The organism is Rhizobium sp. NLR10b, assembly GCF_019685435.1.
In the GTDB taxonomy this organism is placed as follows: domain Bacteria; phylum Pseudomonadota; class Alphaproteobacteria; order Rhizobiales; family Rhizobiaceae; genus Rhizobium.
This window is the reverse complement of record NZ_JABDWV010000033.1, coordinates 1-11,139: the sequence shown is the minus strand read 5'-3', so window position 1 is coordinate 11,139 and position 11,139 is coordinate 1. Positions and strand designations below refer to the sequence as shown.

At 60.4% G+C, this 11,139-nt stretch carries 7 protein-coding genes and 4 pseudogenes; 9 read left to right on the top strand and 2 right to left on the bottom strand.

The features are described from left to right. From HJB91_RS30995 to HJB91_RS29865, 3 pseudogenes are all read left to right on the top strand, one after another. Positions 1–127 (top strand): annotated as a pseudogene (locus HJB91_RS30995) (universal stress protein); the annotation flags it as partial. Positions 128–667: 540 nt separating this feature from the next. Then, positions 668–865, top strand: a pseudogene (locus tag HJB91_RS29870) (fumarylacetoacetate hydrolase family protein); the annotation flags it as partial. Between the two features lie 169 nt (positions 866–1,034). Beyond that, positions 1,035–1,351: pseudogene (locus HJB91_RS29865) on the top strand (SDR family oxidoreductase); the annotation flags it as partial. Between the two features lie 238 nt (positions 1,352–1,589). Here HJB91_RS29865 and HJB91_RS29860 read toward each other — a convergent pair. Beyond that, complete coding sequence (locus HJB91_RS29860; protein WP_168297962.1) at positions 1,590–2,516, bottom strand: LysR family transcriptional regulator; 927 nt, start codon at positions 2,514–2,516, stop codon at positions 1,590–1,592. 160 nt (positions 2,517–2,676) lie between these two features. On the opposite strand from HJB91_RS29860, the gene HJB91_RS29855 reads away from it, so the two are divergent. From HJB91_RS29855 to HJB91_RS29830, 6 genes are all read left to right on the top strand, one after another. Further along, positions 2,677–4,365 (top strand): GMC family oxidoreductase, encoded by a 1,689-nt coding sequence (locus tag HJB91_RS29855; RefSeq protein WP_221156845.1) that lies wholly within the window; start codon positions 2,677–2,679, stop codon positions 4,363–4,365. A 24-nt stretch (positions 4,366–4,389) separates the two neighbouring features. Then, positions 4,390–6,903, top strand: a complete 2,514-nt coding sequence (locus tag HJB91_RS29850; protein ID WP_221156843.1) for a CoA transferase — start codon at positions 4,390–4,392, stop codon at positions 6,901–6,903. Between the two features lie 117 nt (positions 6,904–7,020). Next, a complete protein-coding gene (locus HJB91_RS29845; RefSeq protein ID WP_210631945.1) occupies positions 7,021–8,022 on the top strand; it encodes an ABC transporter substrate-binding protein in 1,002 nt (333 codons plus the stop codon). 87 nt (positions 8,023–8,109) lie between these two features. After that, positions 8,110–8,997 (top strand): proline/glycine betaine ABC transporter permease, encoded by an 888-nt coding sequence (locus tag HJB91_RS29840; protein WP_221156841.1) that lies wholly within the window; start codon positions 8,110–8,112, stop codon positions 8,995–8,997. Beyond that, positions 8,990–10,069 (top strand): glycine betaine/L-proline ABC transporter ATP-binding protein, encoded by a 1,080-nt coding sequence (locus HJB91_RS29835; protein ID WP_210631943.1) that lies wholly within the window; start codon positions 8,990–8,992, stop codon positions 10,067–10,069. The genes HJB91_RS29840 and HJB91_RS29835 overlap by 8 nt, the downstream gene beginning before the upstream one ends. A gap of 33 nt (positions 10,070–10,102) precedes the next feature. Beyond that, positions 10,103–10,390 carry a hypothetical protein gene (locus HJB91_RS29830; protein WP_221156838.1) on the top strand — a complete coding sequence of 96 codons (288 nt, stop codon included), beginning with the start codon at positions 10,103–10,105 and terminating at the stop codon, positions 10,388–10,390. Positions 10,391–10,420: 30 nt separating this feature from the next. Here HJB91_RS29830 and HJB91_RS29825 read toward each other — a convergent pair. Further along, positions 10,421–10,825: pseudogene (locus HJB91_RS29825) on the bottom strand (IS21 family transposase); the annotation flags it as partial. Positions 10,826–11,139 lie beyond the last annotated feature (314 nt).

Genomic DNA, 11,139 nt, shown 5'->3' with positions numbered 1-11,139 from the left:
CGACGTGTCCGCCGACCTGATCGTCATGGGTGCCTATAACCATCCCCGCTGGCAGCAGACGATCTTTGGCGGCGTGACGCGCGGCATGATCGAAGAAAGCAGGATGCCGATATTCATGGCCCACTGAGATATAAGTCCGCTCCGCCGCGGCATGTCCCCATTTTCTGCATGCCGTTCGGTTCCTGCGGGAAAGGTCTCCAGCAGCGCGGGCACGCCCCCGGACTCCCTAAAACGTATGTCGTCTAGAGAATCAGCATTTCTGGGCGACGTGGCTCGCTATCCGCCCGACCCTTCATCAGAAGTTCCATAAATATCATTTACACCAATAACACTGAAATAGCGGGGTCAACGGTTCTGGCACGGCGAGAGCTTTCCCGGCCAGCGTCCAGCTTGTTGCCGGTGTGTTCACGTTCTGAGCGAAGAAGGTCGCATACTGTATCGACTGGAAGCTGCTGTGCGCCGATGAACCGAAAAATCACCGATCGCCAAATACTAGTTATTCCCGGCGAGCGGTTTCCGGTTCAATTCCTCGCAAAATCCGATCAGCGGCTTTGAGCCGCAATTGCCGATGAGCAGCGCGTGGATCGGTTTCAAGCAGTTCGACGAGCCGGCCGGCACGTCGATCGTCTGCCGCGATCAAGCGCGTGGCTAAGGCGACTCCCTGGGAATGATCTCCGATATCGCCCGCCAGATCGAATATTGCTCAGCCTTTACGCGCCTCGATGCCGGCGACGTCATTGTCAGTGGTACACCGGGCGGCGTCCGCACCAAGCGCAATCCGCCACTTTGGATGAAGCCGGGAGACGTGGTCGAAGTCGAGATCGATCGGCTGCGTCCTGCGCAACCCCATCCACAGGAAGCCTGACAGCGAGGTTGAGAGGCTGGATATGGGTCGAAATTGGTCACCTATGATGGTTCCGTCGGCTCCTCTCTCGAGGTAGCTTTTCGAGTTCCGATGGGTGGTATGGCTAGCCACGATCTCGTGGCAGCCGCTTCCGGCTCTCGCAGGCCTCCTTCTTTACCGCATCGCGCGCGCCTTCGACCCGTCGAAATACCTCGTCGACTACGCGATGACCAAGGCGGCAATGATGAACTTCACCAAATTGATGGCAAAGCAGCTTGGTCCGAAGGATGTTCGCGTTAACGGCGCCGCGCCTGGTCCGATCTCGACGACGCGCCAAGTCAGCGGCGGAGCGACGATGGAGAAGCTGGGGAAGTACGGCGAAGAGACCCCGATGGGTCGTCCCGTCAGCCCGCGGAACTCGCATCATCTACGTACAGCTCCCAGACCCGCAGGCGAGCTACGCCACGGGACTAAGTCTACGGCGCGGCTGACGGCGGCCAGCCGTAAGGGCGCCCGCTTCACCGAAACACCGGTGCTTGGCGTCTACGAGATCGAGCAGGATGGTGGCCGGCGGGGGCTCCTGCTGCGGCTTGAACGGTGTCGAGGTGCCGTCGATATGCTCCTCGGGACTTTATGAGCCTTCTCCCAATGATGCCCACGGAGCGTATCAGTTTTTCCGTGTCCCGTGGTCCGATGGGTTCACTCCAAGCCCGTGTGCGAGAATGCTCAGCAGAATTTGATCTGCTCAACCCCAAACACGTCTGATTGCATCAAATGCGGCCACAACGGTGGGATCACCCCTACGAGCTTCCATGCATATGAAACTCAATGTCGTCGAAATTTTCACCGCATCGGCGATGAAGAGCCCGTGGGCCTGTTGTTCGTGGAGAGCGATCGACTCGCGGCAGAGGCTCAAGCCAACGCCCGTGCGGACCATGGCGACCATCGACGCTTCCTGATCAACCTGGGAGACGATGTTCTGGCGCAGGCCAAGATCGGTGAACAGGCGCGCCAGCAGCCGGTTATGCACCGAGGCGGGCGGTGTGCCGATCCATGGCAGTGATGCCAACTGTACCCAATCCGCACCGCGGACGAAGCTTGCAAGTGACGGCGGGGCAACGACGCGATAGGTCAGTTGTGCCAGTTCGCTGCCATAAAACAGTTTGGTTGCACTTTCGTCAGAAAGCTCGGCTGCAGGATCGTAGTCCCTTGGGTCTCCTAGGAAGAATCCGGCATCGAGTTCATTTCGCCGAAGCCCTTCGGGCACATCGCCGCTCATGCCATGACGCAGCGTCGTCTCGATGCCTGGCCCACTTTCGATCAACGCCTTCAGAAACGCACCCAAGCGTGTGAACTCCGGGTCGATGATGGTGCCGATCCGGAGTTTCCCCCGCACGCGTGTTGCCAAATGCCCGGCCGTCTGCCCAAAATCCGTGAGTGCTGCCAAGACCTGCTCGGCCTTGGCAGCAAGGAGAGCCCCCTCCTGCGTCAGCTCCAGACCAGTGGAGGTCCGCCGGAACAAGGTGAGCCCGGTATCGGCGGCAAGGCGCTTCAATTGCAGGGTAACGGCAGGCTGGGTGATGTGCAATCGCTCCGCGGCGCGCGTGACGTTGCCCTCGCGCGCGACTGTGGCGAATGCCTTCAAGGTTCTGAGGTCAATCGACTGAATCATATTAATTTTATTTATAATGCGTTGTGCTATTTGTCATTGGATTTCCGCGCCGCTCCTCCGCTATTCCTGAAAATAGAGGTGAGGAGGAGGCTAAAGTGCCACGGCAAATCGTCGAATCTTATGATTGTGCGGTGCTTCATCGCAGCAGGCGGGCGAGCCCATGACCCGCCGTGCATCGCATCTCGCCAACGACATTTTTGACTATATCATCATCGGCGGAGGCTCCGCGGGCTGCCTGCTAGCCAATCGCCTCAGCCGCGATCCAGCGATGCGTGTCCTGTTGCTGGAAGCCGGTCGCAAGGACGACTATCCCTGGATCCATATCCCCGTCGGCTATCTCTATTGCATCGGCAATCCGCGCACCGACTGGCTGTACAAGACCGAGCCGGATGCCGGGCTGAACGGGCGCTCGCTGCGCTACCCGCGCGGCAAGACGCTCGGCGGCTGCTCCTCGATCAACGGCATGATCTATATGCGCGGCCAGGCGCGCGACTTTGACGGCTGGGCGACTGCGACCGGCGATGACGCCTGGTCCTGGCAAAACTGCCTGCCTGATTTCAAGGCGCATGAGGATCATTACCGGCTGGACAACGGCGCGGACCCGAAGACTGGCGGCAACAGCCGTTTCTCCGACATGCACGGCCACGGTGGCGAATGGCGGATTGAGAAGCAGCGTCTCAAATGGGACATCCTCGAATCCTTCGCCGAGGCCGCCGTCGAGGCCGGCATTCCGCGCTCGGACGATTTCAACAGCGGCGACAACGAAGGCGTCGGCTATTTCGAGGTCAACCAGCGCTCCGGCTGGCGCTGGAACACGTCGAAGGCTTTTTTGCGTCCCGCGAAGAACCGCCCAAACCTGGCGGTCTGGACGCAATCTCATGTCGAACGGCTGATCCTGGAAACCGACGGTTTCGGCCGCAGGCGTTGCGCTGGCGTCGTGGTCCAACGCCAACGGCAGAGCGCGGAGGTCCGTGCCCGCAGGGAGGTCATCCTGTCCGCCGGCGCAATCGGCTCGCCGCAAATCCTGCAACTGTCGGGTATCGGCCCCGCCGGACTGCTGAAGCGCCATGGCATCGAGGTTGTGCATGACCTGCCGGGCGTCGGGGAAAATCTCCAGGACCATCTGCAGATCCGCGCCGTCTTCAAGGTCGGCAATGCGAAGACGCTGAACACGCTCGCCAACAGCCTGTTCGGCAAGGCGATGATCGGGCTCGAATATGTTCTGAAACGCAGCGGCCCGATGAGCATGTCGCCCTCGCAGCTCGGCGCTTTCACCCGCTCGGACGACAGACAGGCCTTTGCCAATCTCGAATATCACGTCCAGCCTCTCAGCCTCGACGCCTTCGGCGAGCCGTTGCACAGCTTACCCGCCTTCACCGCGAGTGTGTGCAATCTCAACCCGACCAGCGTCGGAAACGTGCGCATTCGTTCCGGCAAGGCGTCGGATGCCCCGGCGATTGCGCCGAATTATCTGAGCACGGAAGAGGATCGCAGAATTGCCGCCGAGAGCCTGCGGCAAGTGCGCAAGATCGTGTCGCAGCCGGCGCTTGCAAAATACCAGCCTGAGGAATGGAAGCCCGGCTTGCAGTTCCAGAGCGACGACGAACTGGCGCGGCTGGCGGGCGATATCGCCAACACCATCTTTCATCCGGTCGGGACGACGAAGATGGGCCGCGACGACGATCCGATGACAGTGGTGGACAGCCGTCTCAGGGTGCGCGGCATCGAGGGCCTGCGCGTCGTCGACGCAGGCGTCATGCCAAAGATCACCAGCGGCAACACCAACGCACCGACGCTGATGATCGCCGAAAAGGCGGCCGGCTGGATCGTCGCCGATGCGCGCGCATAGAAAAGTCTTGGGGAGATAAGAGCAATGACATCGATCGCACGTTCCGCGCTTCCACTTTCCGGCGTTCGGGTGGTTGATTTCGGGCAATATATTGCTGGCCCGGCCGTGGCCATGATCCTAGGCGATCTCGGCGCGACCGTCGTGCATGTCGATCCGCCCGGCGGTCCTCTCTGGGACAACCCCGCCAACGCCATCCTCAACCGCAACAAGCTGATCGTCACCCTCGATCTCAAAACGGAGCAGGGGTTGGGTGAGGCAAAAACGCTGGTGGCCGAGGCCGACATTGTTGTTGAGAATTTCCGCCCTGGCGTGCTTGCCCGGCTCGGGATCGATTTTGCGGCGCTCCGCAAGGCACGGCCGGAGCTGATCACCCTGTCGATCCCCGGCTTCGCCTCCGACGACGAGCTTCGCCGGGACTGGCGGGCCTTTGAGACGGTAATCGCGGCCTCCTCCGGTGTCTTCACGGATATGGGTCTCAATCGCGTCCTGATGGGCATCAACCCGTCTTTCTCGCCGCTGCCGCTCTCGTCCGCCTACGGCACGATGCTTGCTGCGTCCGCGACAGTGCTGGCGCTTCAGGCGCGCGAGCGCACCGGGCACGGCGATCATATCGAAGTGCCGCTGGCAAGCGCCGTCATGGAGGGCCTCTCCTACAATTCCATCCTAATCGACGATTATCCGCCGCGCTACCAGACCCAACGCGAGCGGGAGATCGCACGCCGGCGCAATGAAGGCCTGCCGATGGACATGTCCTATGGCGACCTCCAGGAGTTCCTCGATCCCTTCTATCGCAGCTATATGTGTGCCGACGGGCGGATGTTCTACGTCGTCTGCCCCAGCCACAAGAACCATGCGAAGCGCTGCCTGCAAGCTCTGGGCATCTACGATGAGCTGGTGGCCGAGGGGCTGCGCGAGGAGGAAGACACCTATCTGCCGGTCTCGCAATGGTCATCGGACGTTTCGCTGGGCGTCTATCCGCTCCCGAAATTCTGGGCTGACAAGATTGCGGCTCGCATGAAGGAAGTCTTCCTGACCAAGACGGCGGCCGAATGGGAACATGTCTTCGGGGAAGGGCTGTTTCCGGGTGCGCCGCAGCGCTGGCTAGAGGAATGGATCGCCGACGATCATGCCAGGGCTGCTGGTCTCATGATCGAGGTAGAGGATCCGATCCTGGGCCGCATGACCCAGCCGGGGCCGATGGCCTGGCTGCAAGAGAGCGCCGAAGCCATGCTTTCGCCACGGCCTCGGCGCTGGGGGACCGCCAAGGAGGCGCTTGCACTGCTCGGCGGCATGGCGCGTCCTTCTTTGCCGGTTCCCGCAAAGGACGCGCCCGGAGGGTGGCTGGACGGTGTCAAAGTTCTCGATCTGTGCAATGTGATCGCCGGTCCGCACTCGGTCGCCTATCTCGCCCGCTTCGGTGCGGAGGTGATCAAGATTGATCCGGCCAAGCCGCTCTATGACTGCTGGAATACCGTGATATTCGGCATGTCACACATGCGGGGCAAACAGTCCGTGCTGCTGAACATCGGTTCGCCCGATGGCCGTGTCGTCTTCGAGGAACTGGTGCGCTCCGTCGATGTCGTGGTCTGGAACGCGACCGATCGCCAGGTCAAGGCGATGGGGCTCGATGCCGAAAGCCTGAAGGCGCTCAATCCGAAGGCGATCTTCTGCCAGCTCGATTGCTTTGGCGGCGTGCGCACCGGCCCGCGCACCGACTATCTCGGCTATGACGACCTCGTGCAATCGGCAACCGGCATCATGCTGCGCTTCGGCGGCTCGATGGATACGCCGGAGGAACATGCCCATGTCGGCACCATCGACGTCATGTGCGGCTTTGGCGCGGCGCTCGGCATTGCCGCCGCTCTCTACCAAAAATCCAGAAACGGGGTCATCGGTCGCCCACGCACCTCGCTGTCGGCACTGACCGGCCTCGCGCAGATACCGTTCTGCTACGACTATGCCGGGCGCGGCCCCTTCGACGAGCCGTCCGGTCGCGACACCAAGGGTTATCATGCCCTGTCGCGGCTCTACGAAACGGCAGGCGGCGATCACCTTCTTTTGTGCGCCTCGGAAGCCGATCTTCCGCGCTTTGACAAGGTTGAAGGTCTGAGGGGGATTGTTGAGATGGCCGCGTCCGATCGCGAGGCCTATCTCGCAGGGGCTTTCCTGACCGCGCCGGCGGAAACCTGGCAGCAGCGCCTGCGGGAAGCCGATCTCGGCGTATCGCTCTGCGAGAACATCGAAACGATCCGCAGCCGCAGTGCCCGCATTGCCGACGGCACGCCGGGCATCGACCGGGGCAGCTATTCCTTCTCGATCTTCCCGGATCATCCGAGCGGGCACTCGGTCACGCAGCTCGATCCCTTCGCCATCCGTCCGGCTGTCGGCAAGGTCACTGCTGTCGCGCCGGCCGAGAAGTACGGAGCGTCCACGCGCGCCGTGCTGCGGACCCTGAACTACACCGAAGCCGAGATCGATCGGCTGATTGCCTCCGGTGCAATCAGCGAAACCTGGAGCGAGGAGTATCTGCCGAGCTAGCAGGAAATAGCGGCTTCGGGTTCTGAGGAGGATACCGAAGCCGCTCGCGGCCCGCCGGGACATGCGATGGCGTCGACGGGCTTGGAATTTCAACATCGCGCATAGGGAGGAAGTGCCATGAAAGAACTTTTCGCCTCGACATGCCTTGCAGCAGCGATGCTGACCTTTGGCAATCCGGCGCAGGCTGCGGATTGCGGCGACGTCACCATCGCCAGCATGAATTGGCAGAGCGCGGAAGTGCTCGCCAGTCTGGACAAGTTCATTTTGAATGAAGGTTACGGCTGTAACGCAGAAATCATACAGGGCGACACGGTCCCCACGATCACGTCGATGACCGAGAAGGGGCAGCCCGACATCGCACCCGAAGGATGGGTCGATCTTCTTCCCGATGTCGTGAACGCCGGCGTTGCAAACGGAAAGCTCGTCGTTGCATCGACCGTCCTCACCGACGGTGCGGTGCAGGGCTGGTGGATGCCGAAATACCTTGCTGACGCTCATCCGGACATCAAGACGATCGATAATGTCCTCAAGCATCCGGAGCTGTTCCCGGACCCCGAAGACAAATCGAAGGGGGCCATTCACAACGGCCCGCAGGGCTGGGGTGGTACGGTCGTGACCGCGCAGCTCTACAAGGCCTATGGCGGCGAAGCGGCAAACTTCACGCTCGTCGATACGGGTTCGGCCGCCGGCCTCGACGGCTCGATCGCCAAGGCTTATGAGCGCAAGGAAGGCTGGGTCGGCTATTACTGGGCTCCGACGGCGCTTCTCGGCAAGTACGACATGGTCAAGCTCGACTATGGCGTGCCGCACGACGCAGCCGAATGGAAGCGCTGCAACACCGTCGCGGATTGCCCCGACCCGAAAAAGAATGAATGGCCGAAGGATACGGTCCAGACGCTCGTGACTAAAGCGTTCTCCGAGCGTGCCGGCGCAGACGTCATGGGCTACCTCAACAAGCGCGCCTGGTCGAACGACACGGTCAACAAGCTGATGGCCTGGATGACCGACAACCAGGCAAGCGGCGACGACGGCGCAAAGCACTTCCTCGAAGAAAACGAGGCCATGTGGAAGGAATGGGTCTCGCCTGAGGCAGCCGAGAAGATCAAGGCGGCGCTTTGATCTCATTCAAGACGTTGCTGGCGCCTATCGCGCCGGCAACGAACAGCGCGTCCAGAATGCGCTAGCTGTTATCGAGGAGGATAGATTTTGGATTGGCTGTTCAGCTTTCCGCACATGGATGACGCGTCTCTGCGCGATCTCAAGAAGGCAATCGACGAAGGGTTCCGGGGGTTCACGCGGGCCTATGGCGACGGACTTGAAGCAATGTTCGAGCCGCTACGGCACTTTTTGATCTGGTCGGAACGCTTCATGACGAAGACGCCCTGGCCGATCATCCTGCTTTTGATCGCAGCCGTCGCGTGGTTCGCCAGCCGCAACTGGAAGATCGTCGCCGGCACGGTCGTGACGCTCCTGCTCATCGGCTATTTCGAAATGTGGGACGACACGATGAAGACGGTCTCGATGATCTTCGTCTGCACCGTACTGTCGATCGTCGTCGGTATTCCCATCGGCATTGCCATGTCCCGGTCGGACCGCGTGCAGAATGCCATCAACCCGATCCTCGACGTCATGCAGACCATGCCGAGCTTCGTCTATCTGATCCCGGTCGTCATGCTGCTCGGCATCGGTAAGGTGCCGGGCCTGATTGCCGTCGTCATCTACGCCATTCCGCCGATGATCCGCCTCACCAATCTCGGCATCCGTCTCGTCGACAAGGACGTGCTGGAAGCGGCCGACGCCTTCGGCTCTTCGAGTTGGCAGAAGCTGAAGAACGTGCAGATGCCGCTGGCGCTGCCGACCATCATGGCTGGTATCAACCAGACGATCATGATGGCGCTCGCCATGGTGGTCATCGCCTCGATGATCGGTGTTCAGGGACTCGGCCAGCCGGTTCTGAAGGCGATCTCCAACCAGTATTTCACGCTCGGCATCTTCAACGGCCTCGCCATCGTCGGCATCGCGATTATCTTCGACCGCGTCAGCCAGGCCTTCGGCGCACGCCTTCAAAAGCACCGGGAGGTGGTCCATGGGTAACAAGAAAATTGGCGGCTTCGGCATCGAAATCAAAAAACTCTACAAAATCTTCGGTCCAAATGGTGCGGATTGCGTAAAGCTCATTGAGCAGGGTATTACGAAGACGGAACTGAACGCAAAACATGGCCATGTCCTTGGTCTGAAAGACATCAACATCTCCATGCCTGCCGGTGGCATTCAGGTGATCATGGGACTTTCGGGATCTGGAAAGTCCACGCTCATTCGCCACATCAATCGCCTTATCGATCCGACGTCAGGTGAAGTCGTCATCGGTGACGAGGATGTGGTCAAGATGGATGCCGTGCAGTTGCGCGAGTTCCGCCGGCATCAGACGGCAATGGTGTTCCAGAAGTTTGCACTCCTTCCGCACCGCACCGTTCTCGAAAACGCCCTCTATGGCCTGGAGATACAAGGGGCGCCACGGAACCGGCAGGTCGACTGCGCCATGCGGTGGATCGAGCGGGTCGGGCTAAAGGGTTTTGAGAGCAAATATCCCAATCAGTTGTCTGGCGGTATGCAACAGCGCGTCGGTCTTGCCCGTGCGCTGGCGAACGATGCGCCGATCCTGCTGATGGACGAGGCGTTTTCCGCGCTGGACCCGCTCATTCGCGTCGACATGCAGACCGTGCTCCTCGATCTACAGAAGGAGATCAAGAAGACGATCGTCTTCATCACCCATGATCTGGACGAGGCGCTGAGGCTGGGGGACCGGATCGCGATATTGCGGGATGGGGAAGTCGTGCAGCAGGGCACCGGGCAGGACATCGTGATGAACCCGGCCGACGATTACATCGCCAGCTTCGTCCGGGAAGTGAACCGCGCGCGCGTCATCAAAGTCGAGACAGTCGCCACCCCGCTGAATGCTTCGGCCCGTGAGCTGAAGATTTCGGTCCCGGCCAGCGCGACGCTTGAGGAAGCGGCAAGAGCGATGACGCTGGCCGAGACAAGCGAGATCGCCGTCGTTGATGCCGACGGTCAGGCCATAGGTATGCTGACGCTTCCCCAGGCGGTTCATGCCATGGTCAATGCGCAAGTCGCCAGCTCAACATCCGACGCCAAGAAAGTTGCGTAGGCAAAAAAGGAAATCCAGGAATGGGAGCCTCAGATGTTTGACGCCGTCCTGATTGAAAAGTCCGACAGCGGGCAGAAAGCCCATATCAGCCGTGCGGGAGTCACTGCGCGGGTCATACGCGAGGGCCAAGTTAACTTCCAAAAAGAAATAGGCGCCGTTATCGAACCGGCGGCTTATGTCGATGGTTTTCAGTTAGGCTGGGCTAGCGATGACGGTGCGGGAAAGTCTGCCTTCGGTTTGTCGAAGGAGGCCTTGAATTTGGACACCGCTTCAGTAGCTCCTGTCAGTACCGGAGCAATACTCCTCATTAGTGCCGTTTGAATCTTCCCCAGGTGCTGCGTCCGCCGGCGCGTCCTCACTCCAATCGAACTGGAATGCTTCGCCTGGGCGGAAAGACAGCGGAACGAATATGCCGCGGCCCGCCGTCTGCTGCTCAGTCCGCCACTCACGGGCGAAGGCGGCGACCCGGCCATAGGAGCCGGTAAAGCCCAGAGCCACCAGATCAGCATGAACCTGCTTCAGCGTTCGGCGCTGCTTCCGCGACTTTCCGGCCTCGGTCTTCAGCCAGCCAGCAAGTTTGTCGGCAAAAGGATCAAGGTTGCTCGGTCGTTCCGGTACCGTGAACGTCGGCTCGATCGTGCCAGCGCTCAAATACTTCGCGATCGTGTTGCGCGACAGCCCGGTGCGCCGGCTGATCTCGCGGATCGACTGCTTCTCGCGCAGCGCCATCCGACGGATGATGTTTAAAAGTCCCATGTGGATCACTCCGTTGCCCCCGTCGCTCTCCGCGTTGGGGGGAAGGTTCACATGGCTCAATTCTCAATGGAAATTATGCGCCTAACCGGCTCAGTTCTGCGTGGAAACCAATACCCTTGAAAAGCTGTTAGGGCATTGCTGTCGTCGCGGGCAAAAGTTCCATAAATCATATTACGCCACATTTATATGTAGCGGCTATTTAGTAATGCGACAGTTGGGCCAGTTAGAGATGCGACAGTCTCGCCTCTCGACGTTCTGGTCAACGCCAACGTTGGGAGCAAGGATGACGACCTTCAGCCTGGTCGAGACCATGA

Coding starts and splice junctions, on each gene's coding strand:
- HJB91_RS29845 (WP_210631945.1), top strand. CDS start 7,021: ATGAAAGAACTTTTCGCCTCGACATGCCTTGCAGCAGCGATGCTGACC.
- HJB91_RS29855 (WP_221156845.1), top strand. CDS start 2,677: ATGACCCGCCGTGCATCGCATCTCGCCAACGACATTTTTGACTATATC.
- HJB91_RS29830 (WP_221156838.1), top strand. CDS start 10,103: ATGTTTGACGCCGTCCTGATTGAAAAGTCCGACAGCGGGCAGAAAGCC.
- HJB91_RS29860 (WP_168297962.1), bottom strand. CDS start 2,516: ATGATTCAGTCGATTGACCTCAGAACCTTGAAGGCATTCGCCACAGTC.
- HJB91_RS29835 (WP_210631943.1), top strand. CDS start 8,990: ATGGGTAACAAGAAAATTGGCGGCTTCGGCATCGAAATCAAAAAACTC.
- HJB91_RS29850 (WP_221156843.1), top strand. CDS start 4,390: ATGACATCGATCGCACGTTCCGCGCTTCCACTTTCCGGCGTTCGGGTG.